This window comes from Bradyrhizobium sp. LTSP885, assembly GCF_000938305.1.
In the GTDB taxonomy this organism is placed as follows: domain Bacteria; phylum Pseudomonadota; class Alphaproteobacteria; order Rhizobiales; family Xanthobacteraceae; genus Bradyrhizobium.
On the sequence record NZ_JYMT01000017.1, the window covers coordinates 148,278 to 162,588 of the forward strand.

Here is a 14,311-nt window from a genome sequence, read left to right on the forward strand (position 1 = left end):
GGGCGAGTGTTTCTTGTCTTGAGGACGGGCTCGCCGTCCCCGAAAATCTTGCCACTTGCCGCGGCTTCGCTATATCAGGGCTTTCCCGCCACTCTGGATTGCCCGAGTTCCCATGACCACCACTGTTTCAGCCGAATCCCAGCCGTTCCAGGCCGAGGTTGCCCAACTGCTGCACCTGATGGTGCATTCGGTCTATTCCGAGACCGACATCTTCCTGCGCGAACTGATCTCGAACGCCTCCGACGCCTGCGACAAGCTGCGTTACGAGGCGATCGCCAACCCCGATCTGATCGCCGACGGCGCGCCGCCGGAGATCAGGATCGCGCCGGACAAGAAGGCCAACACGCTTTCCGTGGTCGATACCGGCATCGGCATGGACCGCCAGGAGCTGATCGACAATCTCGGCACCATCGCGCGCTCGGGAACAAAATCGTTCCTCTCGAAGCTGACTGAAGCCAAGGACGGCGCCAACCTGATCGGCCAGTTCGGCGTCGGCTTCTATGCCGCCTTCATGGTCGCCGAGAAGATCGTCGTCACCAGCCGCCGCGCCGGCTCCGACGAAGTGTGGGTGTGGACGTCGGAAGGCGGCAGCGGGTTTGAGATCGCGCCGGGCGGCGAGGACGATGCCAGGCGGGTCGCGCGCGGCACCGAGATCGTGCTGCACCTGAAGCAGGACGCGGCGAAATATCTCGAAGCTTACGAGATCGAGCGCATCGTCCGCGCATATTCCGACAACATCCAGTTCCCGATTCTCTTGGTGCCGGAGGAGGGCGAGCCGCGCCAGATCAATTCGGCGAGCGCGCTGTGGCAACGCTCGAAATCCGAGCTGACGGCGGACGATTACAAGCAGGCCTATCAGCAGATCGCCGGCGCCTTCGACGAGCCGGCGATGACGCTGCATTACCGCGCCGAGGGCCGGCAATCCTACGCCGTGCTGCTGTTTGCACCGTCGACCAAGCCGTTCGACCTGTTCCAGGCCGAGCGCAAGGGCAAGGTCAAGCTCTACGTCCGCCGCGTCTTCATCGCCGATGACGCCGAGCTGTTGCCGGCCTATTTGCGCTTCATCCAGGGCGTGATCGACAGCGAGGATCTGCCGCTCAATATCTCGCGCGAGATGCTGCAGAACAATCCGCAGCTGGCGCAGATCCGCAAGGCCGTCACGACCCGCGTCGTCGGCGAGCTGGAGACGCTCGGCGAGAAGGAGCCGGAGGCGTTCACAAAAATCTGGGACGCCTTCGGCCCGGTGATCAAGGAAGGCCTGTATGAGGATTTCGAGCGCCGCGACAAGCTGCTGGCGCTGGCGCGCTTCACCACGACAGCAGGCGAGACGCGCTCGCTGAAGCAATATGTCGACGATCTCAAACCGAACCAGACCGAGATCTATTATCTGGTCGGCGACAGCCTCGATCGGCTGAAGGCGAACCCGAAGCTGGAATCGGCGCGCGCCCGCGGCATCGAGGTGCTGCTGCTCACCGACCCCGTCGATGCGTTCTGGACCTCGGCGCCGCTCGAATTCGGCGGCAAGCCGCTGAAGTCGCTGAGCCAGGGCGACATCGATTTCGGCCTGATTCCGCTTCTCGACGACAAGGCCGTGCCCAAGGCGGAGGAAGCCGACGCGGCGACGACGATTGCCGTGATCAAGGATGCGCTCGGCGAGCGCGTCTCCGACGTCCGCGCCTCGCAGCGGCTGACCTCGAGCGCGTCCTGCCTGGTCGCCGGCGGCGATGCGCGCGACCGCGCGCTGGAGCGCATGCTCGCGCAGCAGAACCGCGGCGAGATCACAAAACCGATCCTCGAGATCAATCTGCGTCACCCGCTGGTCGCAGCGCTTGCGACCGACACGGCGCAGGCCAAGGACCTGTCCTTCCTGTTGTTCGAACAGGCGCAGATCCTCGACGGTGAAATGCCCGATGATCCCGCCGCCTTCGCCGCCAGGCTCAACCAACTCGTGCTGCGCGGAGTGGTGAAGTAGGGATTCGTAGCCCGGATGGAGCGAAGCGAAATCCGGGGACTTCCTCGGAGGATGGAGCGTCCCGGATTGCGCTTCGCTTCATCCGGGCTACCGGCTACGAAATCGTCGCCGCGTCGGGCAGCGGATTGCCGAGGTCGTCGGTCGGCACCAGCTGCTGGTTGAAGGCCGAGACATAGGCCGCCCATTCCGGCTCGCCGAGATCGACCATCACGGCGCCGTCCTGCCAGACATCATTGTGGTCGTTGGAATCATCGCCCGGGCGATGGATGAAGCCCTTGCTCGAGCCCTGGTTGAGATGGACGTCGTGCAGGCCGTCGCCCTGTTCGAAAAAGCGGCCGAAGATGTAGACGTCGCGGCTCTCCTGGTGCGCGCGCGACAACAGCCGCTTCAGCGACGCCGCCGGCTCGACGTCATCGGAGCCGTCCATCACATCGCTGTCGCGCCACTTGCCGGTGTTGGCGAGCAGATCGCTGCGCAGGAAATCGAGCGCGGGCAGCGCCTTCTGTCCGGTCAGCGCCTGCGAGCCGCTATTGGCCGCCGCAAGCGTCTGGATGATCGGATGGCGGAAGTCGAAGACCAGCTTGTATTTCAGCAGATCGTCCGCGTCATTGGTGCCGACATTGATGGCGACGTCCCACTTCGCGCCATCGACGTCGAGATTGCAGTGCAGGTGAAACTGCGTCTCGTGTCCGCGATGCGACGGCTTCATCTTGGGCTCGGAGGTCACCTTGGTCTTGACGAATCCGTAGACGAGGGTCACGGCGCGATCCTTTCGGGTTCCGGCGGGTGTCTGTCGGACCATACAACCTGAGATGAGACGCGCGTGTGAAACAGGACACAGTTTTGCCTGCTCTGAAGACGGCAGGTAGCCGTATTCGCGCTAGGCTTCAAAACCGGATTCCAAACCGCCGCGTATCTGCTAATGAGTTTCTCAGGGGCGGAACGGCGCGGCGGTGCGATGGACGGCGGCAGCGAGATCTTCTACGGCGGCATTCCGGTGTTTCGCAGCTTCGCGCGCCTGATGGATCCCGCGATGTATTCGCCGCTGCCCGACGACTGGTCGGTCGGCGTCGCCGACATCGTGGAATCGACCAAGGCGATCGCAGCGCAGCGCTATAAGGCGGTCAACACCGCCGGCGCCGCTGTCATCGCCGCCGTCACCAATGCGCTTGACGGTCGCGAATTTCCCTTCGTGTTCGGCGGCGATGGCGCGAGCTTTGCGGTCGCGCCCGCCGATCTCGACAAGGCGCGCGAGGCGTTGGCGGCGACCGCGAGCTGGGTGCGCGACGATCTCGACCTCGTGCTGCGGGTCGCGCTGGTGCCGGTCGCGGCGATCCGCGCTGTTGGTGCCGACGTCCGGGTCGCGCGGTTCGGGCCGTCGGCCAATCTGTCCTATGCGATGTTCTCCGGCGGCGGGCTCGCTTTTGCCGATGCCGCGATGAAGCGCGGCGAATTCGCCCTCGATCCCGCCCCGCCGGGCACGCAGCCCGATCTGTCGGGCCTGTCCTGCCGCTTCGAGGAGATGCCGTCGATGCGCGGCGTCATCCTGTCGGTGCTGGTGATGCCGATGCAAGGCGTCGATCCGGCGTCGTTCCGCAAGGTGATCGAGGATATCATCGCCCGCGTCGAGACCAGCCCCGATGCCGGACGGCCGGTGCCGTCTGCCGGTCCGCCGCTACGCTGGCCGCCGCAGGGCATCGACTACGAGGCGCGCGCCACGCGCCGCGGCGGCTCGCTGGCAAAGCAGCGCGTCGTCGTGCTGGGCTTCACGCTGTGGGCCTATCTCTTGATGCGCTTCGGCATCACGGTCGGCAATTTCGTGCCGAAGACCTATGTGCGGCAGCTCGTGGAGAATTCCGACTTCCGCAAATATGACGACGGCCTGCGCATGATCCTGGACTGCACGCCGGCGCTTGCGGCCGAACTCGAGCAGCGGCTTGCGGCGGCGGCTGCACAGGGCATCGTGCGCTACGGCCTGCATCGGCAGGATGCCGCGATGATGACCTGCTTCACACCGTCGGTGATGCGCCCCGACCACGTCCATTTCATCGACGGCGCCCGCGGCGGCTACGCTTCGGCGGCGTCTGCGCTGAAGGCGAGTGCGGCGTAGTGGCGGGCGCTTTCTTACCTCGCCCCGCTCGCGGGGAGAGGTCGCATTCAAGCGCAGCTTGAATGCGGGTGAGGGGGTACAGGTCTCAACGATCGGCTCGCTCGCGGATAGAGCCCCTCACCCCAACCCTCTAAGAGCGAGCTTCGCTCGTCTCGACCCCGCAAGAGCGGGGCGAGGGAGAAGATCCTACCGTCCCACCCGGGTCCAGGTCTCGCCGCCGCACAGCGCGCCGACGCAGCCTTCGACCCGCAGCGTGCTGTCGCCCGTTACCGTGATGCTGCTGGCATAGGTGCCGCCGTCGTCGGCATTGTAGATCTGGCCGGACCATTTGCCCTCGGCGGATGGGCGCATGCCGGAAAACAGCGGCATCCCGATGATCGGCCGGTTGGCCAGCGACGGGTTGGGATTCTTGTTGTCCACCTGCGGCTTGCCGGTCATCGGATCGATCGGGTCGCGCAGGCTCACGACCACGCCGCAGATGCCGCCGCCGCATTTGCTGACCTTGACCCGGGCATCGCCGGCCTGGGTCTGCCAGACGCCGACCGGCTCAGGCGCGCTTTGCGCATACGCGGCAGGCGCGGCGAGCATCGCCACAATGATTGCGGCAACATGTCCAAATCTGCAGGCCATGATTCATTCCCCAAAGGCGGGCCTGCATAACAAGTCGGAAGATTTCTGCAATGTAATATTTGCGCGATCACCGAAGCATGATGGCCACCCCTGCCGGTGCATGATCACCACGGCAGGCCGCACAGGTCGATCTTGCCGTCGCGCGGGGCGCGGACGATGTCGTAGACGAACGGCGCCATCGCCTCGAAGCGGATTTGGCCCGAGGGCTGCGCGCAGTAAACCTCGCCGGTGAAAGGATGCCAGCCGCGCGCCTGGTAGAAGGCGAAATTATGCGGCTCACAGACCAGCAGCGCGAATTTCACTGCTTCATTGGCGCGGATAGTGTGCACGGCGGCATCGATCGCAAGGCTCGCATAGCCGCGCCGCCGGCAGTCTTCGCGGGTCGCGACCCCGCCGATGCCGCCGATATGCACCTTGTGGCGATTCCAGGTCACGGTCCGGAAGGTGATACCGACATGGCAGGCAAGCCCGCTGTCGTCGGGCGCGTCGATCAGCACGCGCAAATCCGCATTGGCCCACTCGATATCCGCCCAGGGCAACCTTTTGGAAGGCGGTGCCGTGACATGGCGGCCCCACACCGCGCGGTGCAAGGGCTCGGCCCGCTGCCACGACGCATCGCCGTTGAGGATGTCGATTTCGATGCCCATGACGATGGTCCCATGCAGCTTGGCGGGGTTGACCGCCTTCGGTCGGAAATCCGCGGAATTTAGTGATCGGGATCACAAACCCGCGGCGCTGCTTGCTGTCATATCGTCAAATGATATGATTCAAAGAGCGAAAATGCAGGATTAGCGATGCGCTGGGTGCGGGCCATGATCGTTGCCGTGCTGGCCATATGCGCCAGCGCACCGGCATTTGCCGACAAGCGCGTCGCGCTCGTGATCGGCAACTCGAACTATCAGAGCGTCGCAGCGCTGCCAAATCCGTCGAATGACGCAGCGGCGGTCACCGAGATGTTTCGCAAGGCTGCCTTTGAAGTCGTCGAATCGCGCCGTGACCTGAAATATCTGGAGATGCGCCGCGCCCTGCGTGACTTCACCGACAAGGCGCGTGGCGCCGATATCGCAGTGATCTATTTCGCCGGTCATGGCCTCGAGGTCGATGGCACCAATTATCTCGTGCCCGTGGATGCCGCCCTCGAGCGGGATATCGACGTCGACGACGAGGCGGTTTCGCTGAATCGCATCTTGCTTGCCGCCGAGCCCGCCACGAAGTTGCGCCTCGTCATCCTCGATGCCTGCCGTGACAATCCGTTTGCCAAGAAGATGAAGCGGGCCATCGCATCGCGCGGAGTCGCGCGCGGTCTGGTTGGGATCGAGGCCAGCAAACCGAATACGTTCATCGCATTCGCGGCCAAGGAAGGTTCGACGGCGTCCGACGGCGACGGAACAAACAGTCCGTTCTCGGCGGCACTGATCAAATATCTGACGCGGCCCGGTCTCGATATTCGCAAGGCGTTCGGATTCGTCCGCGACGATGTCCTGAATGCGACCGGCAATCAGCAGGAGCCGTACACGACGAACTCTCTCGGCGGCAACGACGTGTCGCTGGTCCCGGCGCTGGCAGCGCCGCCGGTCGACCCCAGTGCCGAAATCCGGCGGGATTACGAACTCGCCGAACGCGTCGGCACCAGGGAGGCGTGGGATTCCTTCGTTGCCACTCATCCGTCTGGCTTCTATGCCGATCTGGCCAGGGCTCAGCGCAACAAGCTCGCGGCCGAGGCGACCAGGATCGCGGCAACCGAGCAGGCGCGGGCGGCAGTGGACGAGAAGGCAAGGCTTGCAGCCGAAGGTGCCAAGGCGGCCGAGCAGGCCAAGGCGGCCGAAAAGGCCCGCGTTGCGGAAGAGGGCCGCCTGGCTGCCGAGAGGCAGAAGCTGGCCGAGGAGGCCAAGGTCGCTGCGGCCGACCAGGCTCGCCGCGACGCAGACAGGAAGAAGCAGGAGGCGGCCGAGCGTCAGAAGCCGGCTGCGGATATTCCGCAAAGGTCTGATACGTCCCAGGTCGCGCTTGCGGCCCCGTCGAAGGACGATCAGCCGGCGCCGGCAAAGCCGGCCGATGCGGCGGTCGCGGCGATTCCACCGGCGGAAAAGGCCGACCGCCCGTCGCCGGCGGATCTGCCGCGGCTGCTGCAGGCCGAGCTCAAACGAGTCGGTTGCAAGAGCGGCGAGGTCGGCGGCGCGTGGGATGCAACCGCCCAGCGGGCGCTGTCATCATTCAATGACAAGGCCGGGACGAAGTTCGACACCCGGCTCGCCAGCATCGACGCGCTGGATGCCGTGCGCGCCAAATCCGATCGCGTCTGTCCACTGGAATGCGAGCGCGGCTCTCACCCCAGCGGCGACCGGTGCATCAAGATCACCTGCGACGACGGCTACGTGCTGAGGGCGGGCGGCAGCTGCCAGAAGCGTCCCGAAATTCGTGCCCAGCGGGAGCGCCGCGCGCCGGTATCGGGACGGCGCGGCGGCAAATGCTTCGTCTACAATGGTTCTTCGTTCTGCGAGTAAACGATCGCTCTCAATAGCCCTCGCACGACGTGCGCGTGATGGTGGGCCTGGAGCAATAGGACAGGCCCGAGCCGTTATAGAAGGTGTATTGCCGCTTTCCCGGCTTGAGCCGCTGGTCGATCGTCATGCTGCAGCGGCTGCCGACGACGGTCAGATTGATAATGATCAGATTGTTGGGATACTCTCGGGTCGCGCGCAGGGTATGCCGGCCGGCGACCCGAAGCGAAGCCGATCCTTCGGGTGCCGCCATCGGTGCGCCTCCCAGTTTCGCGGTGTACTGGACCCGTCCTTCGACGGTGCTGGTCATATCAAGTGTCGCGCTACGGTCGGCGGACAGCACGCCTGTCCCTTCACCGTGGATCGGGAAATTCTGCACCGGCGGATTCTGGCATGTCGCGATCCCGTCGAAGCTGAACTTCGCGCGCAACGAGGCCCCCGCGGCGGTCGCCTGCCCGCCTGAGATCGATGCTGTGCAGAGCGCAAGGGCGGCGGCAAAGACGAAATTTCTGATTGTCATGGACTTCGTTCCTAATCGTTTCATTCCGAGCAAATATTTGGGATTTAATGCCATGCGACGACGTTTTGCAATCAACGCCCTGTCGCATGCGGCCGGTCGGAAAATGCGGTGTCTCTCCGCGATGGAACCTTCTATAAGGGGTCTCGTTAAGTGTAGTCTCCCACCACTGTTGGACATTCCCCCATGACCTTCACGCTTCCCGATCTGCCCTACGCCCATGACGCCCTTGCGCCCTACATGTCCAAGGAAACGCTGGAATTTCACCACGACAAGCATCATCAGGCTTACGTCACCAACGGCAACAACGCGATCAAGGGGACCGAATACGAAGGCAAGTCCCTCGAGGAGATCGTCAAGACCTCGTTCGGCAAGAACGCCCCGGTCTTCAACAATGCCGGCCAGCACTACAATCACCTCCATTTCTGGAAGTGGATGAAGCCGAATGGCGGCGGCAGCAAGCTGCCTGGCCGTTTGGAAAAGAAGATCAACGAGGATCTCGGCGGCTTCGAGAAGTTCAAGACCGATTTCGCCGCCGCCGGCGTCGGCCAGTTCGGTTCCGGCTGGGCCTGGCTGCAGGTCAAGGGCGGCAAGCTCGAGATCGCCAAGACGCCGAATGGCGAGAACCCGCTGGTCCATGGCGCGACCCCGATCCTCGGCGTCGACGTCTGGGAGCACTCCTACTACATCGACTATCGCAACCGCCGTCCGGATTATTTGAAGGCGTTCGTCGACAACCTGGTCAACTGGGACTATGTCGACGAGCTGTTCGGCAAGGCCGGCTGATCGCGGATACAAATGTCATTCCGGGATGGTGCGAAGCACCAGACCCGGAATCTCGAGATTCCGGGTTCAGCCCTGCGGGCTGCCCCGGAATAACGACGGTGAGATTTGGAAGGGCGACAGCTTCGGCTGCCGCCCTTTTCATTTGTGGTCCTTGCGAGAGCTGCGGTCTTGCGGCACAAAACCCGTATGGGACAGGCAACAAGCTTTCTTCTCGTCTTCTTCGGCGGCGGGCTCGGCGCATCGCTGCGCCATCTGATCAACCTCACTTGCGCCCGCTGCATCGGCACCGCATTTCCCTGGGGCACCTTCATCATCAACATCACAGGCTCGACCGTGATGGGCCTGATCGCGGGTTATCTCGCCTTCAAGGGCGAGGCCTCGCAGCCCTGGCGGCTGTTCCTGATGACGGGGATCCTCGGCGGCTACACCACCTTCTCCGCCTTCTCGCTGGATAGCGCACTGCTTTACGAGCGCGGTGAACTCGCGCTCGCAGCCTTCTACGTGTTAGGCTCGGTGACCCTGTCGATCGCCGGCCTGTTCGCAGGACTCGCGATTGTCAGGCATCTGACGTAACGCCCTAGCCGGCTACTGTTGATCAGCTCACATAGGGACGAAGCTTGCCCTTGTCGGTGCCGCAATCCGGGCAACGCCAGCTCTCCGGCAATTGCTGGCAGGGGGTGCCGGGTGCGATGCCGTCGGCCGGGAGTCCGGCGTCCTCGGAATAGATGTAGTAGCAGCCGCGGCAGATGAAGCGCCGGCCGGCGACGCCGTTCAGCTTCGCGGCGAGACCAGGCGTCGCCGCCGCGGCGAAAGGCCGCGTCAGGCGGTTGTCGACCGCGATCGTTCCGCCCGTCTCGACCGTCAGATAGACGCCGAGATCCTTGTGGCCGAAGCTCGCGCGCAGCGAGCCCGGAATGTCCATGTCGCGCACGCCGGAGGCCGGGTTGACATTGGTGGCGCCGCAGCGGCCGTTACGGCGATCGACACGGAAGACGACATCGCCGAGCCGGATCTGCTGGTCGACCCAGTCGAACTCCTCCCAGGCGCGCTCCGTATCGACATAGAGATTGGCGCGGAAGCGTAGTGGATCGATCTCGGTGCCCCACTGCTGTTCGAGACTGCGCAGGGTCGCCAGGTTGATCAGCGAGATCACGTTGTCCGGCTTGTCCATGAAGTGGCCGTCGTTCGAGCGGACCAGGGTGGGCGGCGCCGGCAGCGACGGCACCAACTGGTGGAAATAGTCCTCGATCGCGGCTCTGGCGCCATCGTCGTGCAGATTGATCGAGAGGATGGTCTGGTTGCCCGATCGGATGTCGAACTGCAGCGTCTCGGGGTCGAGATGGGTCTTCACCTTGGCCAGGGCCTCTTCGAGCATCAGCATCACGAACAGGCCCTTTTTGGCCCAGCGCGGATTGTCGGCCTGGAGCGGAACGCCGGGATGCGCAAGCGCGAACTGGCGGTCGTGCGGGAACGGCTTGCCCCTGGTCAGGGTGACACTGGTGAGCGGTTGGCCGCTCAGTCCCTTGATCGGATAGTGGTAGATGTTCTTCAGCAGCGGCATAACAGACCCGAGTTCGAATCCCGCGATGGCGGTGTAGTCTGGTCTGCTCTCGCGCCGCGCCGTTAGGGCCGGTTGATGTTTTTTTGCTGAGGCCGCCATGCCGCGGATTCGTGCGGTTGGGATCGGCGGCCGGTCGGGCGGCAGGTCGACGAGAAGCTGGTCGATCTCGGTCACATGATCGTCGAGCGCGTCGTCGACGATATCGGACAGTTTGGCGATGCCCTTCTCGATCTGGCGTTCGCTGAGCGCGCCGAAGCCGAGCAGGATGCAGCGCGTCGCCATGGTGCTGCTCTCGTGCACGTGAACCGGCGCGGCCTCCAGGCTGTAGACCCCGATTCGCCCGCGCCGTGCCTGATGCTCGAAGATCCGCGCCTGCGGCACGCCCGGCGGCAATTGCCAGAACAATTGCAGCCCCGCATTGCCGCCGCCGAGCGTCACGTCACCGAAGGAGTGCTTCAGCGCGGAGACCAGTGTGTTGCGGGCCGCACGATAGTGCGCGCGAACCCGTAGCAAATGGGACGCGTACTTGCCATCAGACAGAAACTCCGCCAGCACCGACTGCTCGAGCCAGGACGGACCTCCGTTCAGCATCGCCTTGGTCAGCCGCGCCGTCTCGGCATAGCGTTGCGGCACGATGAGATAGCCGAGCCGCAGGCCGCTTCCGAGCGATGAGGCGAAGTCGCCGAGATGGAGCGTGCTGTCTGGCGACAGCAGCGAGAGCGGCTGAAGCTGGGTGCCTTCATCGTGAAACTCGTCGCCGAAACCATCCTCGACGATCAGGCTTCCGTTGCGCCGCGCCCATGCCACCAGCGACAGGCGGCGCTGTGCGGACGTCAGCGCGCCGGTGGGATACTGATGCGCGGGCGTGACGTGGACCATCGCGCAGCCACGTTCGGGCAGCAGCTCGGTCATCAGTCCGTTCTCGTCGACCGGACAGGCGATAATGCGTGCGCCCGTCGATCTGAACGACAGATAGGCGCCAAGATAGCAGGGGTCCTCCATCACCACGCGGGCGTCGTAGGACAGAAACATCCGCGCGATCAGGTTCAGGCTCTCGGTGCGGCCGCTGGTGATGATGATCTGTGCCGCGTCCACCGCGAGGCCACGCGCGGCGCCATGGTGGTGGGCGATTGCGGCGCGCAATTCCGCCGAGCCGGCAGGATCGCTCGCGATCGCGAATTGCGATGTCGCGCCATGCGACAGATGGTTCTGCACGAGCCGGCGCCAGGTCTTGAGCGGAAACACCGCCGGGCTGGTCTGATCGAGCGCAAAGTCGACCGCCATCCGGCGCTCGCGTCGCACTGCGAGGCGCTTCAGATCGAGATCGACGGTCGGCGAGGCCGGTGCCGCCGACGGCCGTTCGGGCGCAGGACCTGGTGGTGCGCCGAGGTCTGCAGGCATCTGGGTCTGCCCGGCCACGAAAATTCCGGAGGCGGGCCGCGCCTCGACGTGGCCCTCGAGGATCAGGGTTTCATAGGCGCGGACCACGGTGTTGCGGGATATCCCGAGCTGGTCGGCGAGATTGCGCGACGAAGGCAGCCGCGCGCCGCGCGCGATGCGGCCCCTGGCGATCGCCTGACGGATCTGCTCGACGACCTGGTCGGTGAGGGACTCACGTCTGGTCCGGTCCAGCAGGATGAGAAGCTGCATCGAAGTCGCCGCGATGGTTGGCAGAGGTTGGCCTGTGGCATCCAATGCAAGGCGAAGGCCACACCTCCGGTGGGTCCAGTTTCAGTCGATTTGACCGATCCTATCCGAATTTCGCCGTGGGGCGCCCGGCTGGATGGGTCCAGCCTGCAACTGGACCTCTACCGACCGGAAAATCTGGACCCATCCCGCAGTGTGTTTCCCAACCATGCCTGAAGGGTACGCAAATCCCTGCCGCGGAATCGGCCGTTCGCTGTTCCCGTGTCCAGTTTCTGTTCAGTCCCGGCGTCTGGACCTCGCCGGAAATGGCGCTACGGCAATTTCAGGGCGCGGCTCTCAGGGCCGGGCCGCCTACGTGCGAGCCTTGGGGCAGACGATCGATGTGCGACTGCATGTGGCAGCTCGCCGGAATCGACCGTGTCCTCGAACAGGAGATTCATGCAATGTCCATTGCGCGCTACCTCAGGATTTGTGCGGTCCCACTTCTGATAGCCCTTGGTGCGCCGGCGCAGGCCGAAGAAGGCACCATCAAGATCGGCATCCTGCATTCGCTGTCGGGCACCATGGCCATCAGCGAGACGATCCTGAAGGATATGATGTTGATGGAGGTCGCCGACATCAACGCGCATGGCGGGCTGCTCGGCAAGAAGATCGAGCCCGTGGTGGTCGATCCGGCCTCCAACTGGCCGCTGTTTGCGGAGAAGGCGCGCGAGCTGATCACCAAGGACAAGGTGGCGGCTGTGTTCGGCTGCTGGACCTCGGTGTCGCGCAAATCGGTGCTGCCGGTGTTCGAGGAGTTGAACGGCCTGCTGTTCTATCCGCTCGAATATGAGGGCGAGGAAGCCTCCTACAACATCTTCTACGGCAGCTCCGTGCCTGACAACAAGGCGATCCCCGCCGTGCAGTACCTGATGTCGAAGGAGGGCGGCGAGGTGAAGCGGTTCGTGCTCGAAGGCACCGACTATGTCTATCCGCGCACCAGCAACAAGATCATCCACGCCTTCCTCAACAGTAAGGGCGTCAAGGATGAAGACATCATGGAGAACTATACGCCGTTCGGCTTCTCCGACTGGCAGACCGAAGTTGCCGCGATCAAGAAGTTCGGCACGACGGGCAAGAAGACGGCGGTGGTTTCGACCGTTAACGGCGATGCCAACATTCCCTTCTACAAGGAGCTCGGCAACCAGGGCATCAAGGCGACCGACATTCCGGTCATCGCCTTCTCCGTGGGCGAGGAAGAGCTGGCCGGCGTCGACACCAAGCCGCTGGTCGGGCACCTTGCGGCCTGGAGCTATTTCCAGTCGGTCAACACGCCGGAGAACAAGGCGTTCATCGCCAAATGGCGCGCCTACACCAAGAACCCCAAGCGCGTCACCAACGACCCGATGGAATCGGCCTACATCCTGTTCCACATGTGGGTGCAGGCGGTGCAGCAGGCCGGCAGCACCAATGTCGATGCGGTGCGTCAGGCCATGATCGGCCAGAAGGTGAAGTCGCCGTCCGGCTTCGAAGTGGTGATGGGGGCGAACCACCACATGGCCAAGCCGGTGATGATCGGTGAGATCCAGGCCGATGGCCAGTTCAGCATCGTCTACCAGAGCAAGGCGCTGCCGCCAAAAGCCTGGAGCCCTTATGTGGAAGCCAACAAGGGCAAGGTCGCTGACTGGTCGTGGCCCTGGGTGTGCGGCGGCTGTTCGACGCCGCGGTTCGCTGCGAACTGATCCCTGACGCAGAGCCCCGCGGTCCGAGCCCCGGCGACCGATCAGTCGCCGGGGTTCACGATTATCAGGAAAGCACGAGAGGTGAGGTGAGCACGCTATCCCGGCTCCCGCTCCCCTTGCGGGCGCAGGGGGAGAGGGAATCCATCCGCCGGTATGTCCCTCACGCGCCAATCACTGAGTTGCCCGACATGGCAAGCCCTCCGTGTAAAAATATTTCGCTTTATCCGAAGCGCAACTCAGTGTATAGATATGCCCGTCCCACCCGATTGAGGGGCGAGCGCACGTCACGAACGCGCGGTGGGATGCGGTGGACGCCGATTGCGCAACTGACGAGTGCGCATGAGGCGGACGGTGAAATCGTGTGGTCCTGACGCTGCAATGCAGGCGGAAAGTTTTTGAGAAGCTGACGCTTCCCAGAGACAACGGTGGCAACAAAGCGCTCACCGGGGAGAGCACGTATAAGCCGTAACCCATCGCGCAGGGAAAGCCGGAGTGCCTCCGCTGGACCTGTATGCTCGTGTGCGGTTCTCTTTCTACTCTTGCACACGGGACCGCGGGTGCAGCGTGCACCCGGCTTTCCCTGCGCCCTCTGTTTCGAGAGAGGGCGGAACGACACGCAAAGCTCGGACAAATCGTGTCGCGAGAATACTGAAGTGTGACTCTCAGGCCGCGCCACAAATTCAGTGTCGTCCCGGCGCAGGCCGGGACCCATAACCACCAATCTAAATTGTTGCATGCCGCCGGAACGACGAGTCCCACCCACAACATCCGCCGCGGAGTATGGGTCCCGGCTTTCGCCCATAGGCGCTAAGATAGTTTGATCATGGCCTGATAGCGGCGTTTACGTCTGGGAGGCTCGCGCAGAT

The 14,311-nt window shown here is 63.8% G+C and carries 11 protein-coding genes; 6 read left to right on the forward strand and 5 right to left on the reverse strand.

The features are described from left to right. Positions 1-112: 112 nt before the first annotated feature. Positions 113-1,972 (forward strand): molecular chaperone HtpG, encoded by a 1,860-nt coding sequence (htpG, locus tag UP09_RS11200; protein WP_044538210.1) that lies wholly within the window; start codon positions 113-115, stop codon positions 1,970-1,972. A 94-nt stretch (positions 1,973-2,066) separates the two neighbouring features. Here htpG and UP09_RS11205 read toward each other — a convergent pair whose 3' ends face one another. Next, complete coding sequence (locus UP09_RS11205; protein ID WP_044538212.1) at positions 2,067-2,732, reverse strand: DUF2278 family protein; 666 nt, start codon at positions 2,730-2,732, stop codon at positions 2,067-2,069. A gap of 198 nt (positions 2,733-2,930) precedes the next feature. On the opposite strand from UP09_RS11205, the gene UP09_RS11210 reads away from it, so the two are divergent. Further along, entirely contained in the window at positions 2,931-4,082 is a 1,152-nt protein-coding gene (locus UP09_RS11210; RefSeq protein WP_044538214.1) for a DUF3095 domain-containing protein, read from the forward strand. A 186-nt stretch (positions 4,083-4,268) separates the two neighbouring features. On the opposite strand, the gene UP09_RS11215 is transcribed toward UP09_RS11210, so the two are convergent. Together UP09_RS11215 and UP09_RS11220 are read right to left on the reverse strand one after the other, a co-directional pair. After that, complete coding sequence (locus tag UP09_RS11215; RefSeq protein WP_044538216.1) at positions 4,269-4,712, reverse strand: DUF2147 domain-containing protein; 444 nt, start codon at positions 4,710-4,712, stop codon at positions 4,269-4,271. Between the two features lie 104 nt (positions 4,713-4,816). Beyond that, positions 4,817-5,359 carry a GNAT family N-acetyltransferase gene (locus UP09_RS11220; protein WP_044538218.1) on the reverse strand — a complete coding sequence of 181 codons (543 nt, stop codon included), beginning with the start codon at positions 5,357-5,359 and terminating at the stop codon, positions 4,817-4,819. A gap of 147 nt (positions 5,360-5,506) precedes the next feature. On the opposite strand from UP09_RS11220, the gene UP09_RS11225 reads away from it, so the two are divergent. Beyond that, on the forward strand, positions 5,507-7,216 hold the full coding sequence (locus tag UP09_RS11225; protein WP_052833060.1) for a caspase family protein: 1,710 nt from the start codon (positions 5,507-5,509) through the stop codon (positions 7,214-7,216). Positions 7,217-7,226: 10 nt separating this feature from the next. Here the strand turns inward: UP09_RS11225 and UP09_RS11230 are convergent, their stop codons facing one another. Continuing rightward, complete coding sequence (locus UP09_RS11230; protein WP_156164552.1) at positions 7,227-7,808, reverse strand: hypothetical protein; 582 nt, start codon at positions 7,806-7,808, stop codon at positions 7,227-7,229. A gap of 108 nt (positions 7,809-7,916) precedes the next feature. Here UP09_RS11230 and UP09_RS11235 point away from each other — a divergent pair, with 108 nt between their 5' ends. Next, on the forward strand, positions 7,917-8,516 hold the full coding sequence (locus UP09_RS11235; RefSeq protein WP_044538222.1) for a superoxide dismutase: 600 nt from the start codon (positions 7,917-7,919) through the stop codon (positions 8,514-8,516). A 186-nt stretch (positions 8,517-8,702) separates the two neighbouring features. Beyond that, the gene (crcB, locus tag UP09_RS11240; protein ID WP_044538223.1) at positions 8,703-9,089 is read left to right on the forward strand and encodes a fluoride efflux transporter CrcB; all 387 of its coding nucleotides are present in this window, start codon (positions 8,703-8,705) and stop codon (positions 9,087-9,089) included. Between the two features lie 22 nt (positions 9,090-9,111). Here the strand turns inward: crcB and pdxR are convergent, their stop codons facing one another. Beyond that, a complete protein-coding gene (pdxR, locus tag UP09_RS36310) occupies positions 9,112-11,727 on the reverse strand; it encodes a MocR-like pyridoxine biosynthesis transcription factor PdxR (protein ID WP_052833061.1) in 2,616 nt (871 codons plus the stop codon). Between the two features lie 440 nt (positions 11,728-12,167). Here pdxR and urtA point away from each other — a divergent pair, with 440 nt between their 5' ends. Beyond that, complete coding sequence (urtA, locus tag UP09_RS11250; protein ID WP_044538246.1) at positions 12,168-13,445, forward strand: urea ABC transporter substrate-binding protein; 1,278 nt, start codon at positions 12,168-12,170, stop codon at positions 13,443-13,445. Positions 13,446-14,311 lie beyond the last annotated feature (866 nt).

What these genes read in the sequence shown, in the direction of transcription:
- htpG (WP_044538210.1), top strand. Translation starts at nt 113, where the DNA reads ATGACCACCACTGTTTCAGCCGAATCCCAGCCGTTCCAGGCCGAGGTT.
- UP09_RS11210 (WP_044538214.1), top strand. Translation starts at nt 2,931, where the DNA reads ATGGACGGCGGCAGCGAGATCTTCTACGGCGGCATTCCGGTGTTTCGC.
- UP09_RS11215 (WP_044538216.1), bottom strand. Translation starts at nt 4,712, where the DNA reads ATGGCCTGCAGATTTGGACATGTTGCCGCAATCATTGTGGCGATGCTC.
- UP09_RS11220 (WP_044538218.1), bottom strand. Translation starts at nt 5,359, where the DNA reads ATGGGCATCGAAATCGACATCCTCAACGGCGATGCGTCGTGGCAGCGG.
- UP09_RS11225 (WP_052833060.1), top strand. Translation starts at nt 5,507, where the DNA reads ATGCGCTGGGTGCGGGCCATGATCGTTGCCGTGCTGGCCATATGCGCC.
- UP09_RS11235 (WP_044538222.1), top strand. Translation starts at nt 7,917, where the DNA reads ATGACCTTCACGCTTCCCGATCTGCCCTACGCCCATGACGCCCTTGCG.
- crcB (WP_044538223.1), top strand. Translation starts at nt 8,703, where the DNA reads ATGGGACAGGCAACAAGCTTTCTTCTCGTCTTCTTCGGCGGCGGGCTC.
- pdxR (WP_052833061.1), bottom strand. Translation starts at nt 11,727, where the DNA reads ATGCAGCTTCTCATCCTGCTGGACCGGACCAGACGTGAGTCCCTCACC.
- urtA (WP_044538246.1), top strand. Translation starts at nt 12,168, where the DNA reads ATGTCCATTGCGCGCTACCTCAGGATTTGTGCGGTCCCACTTCTGATA.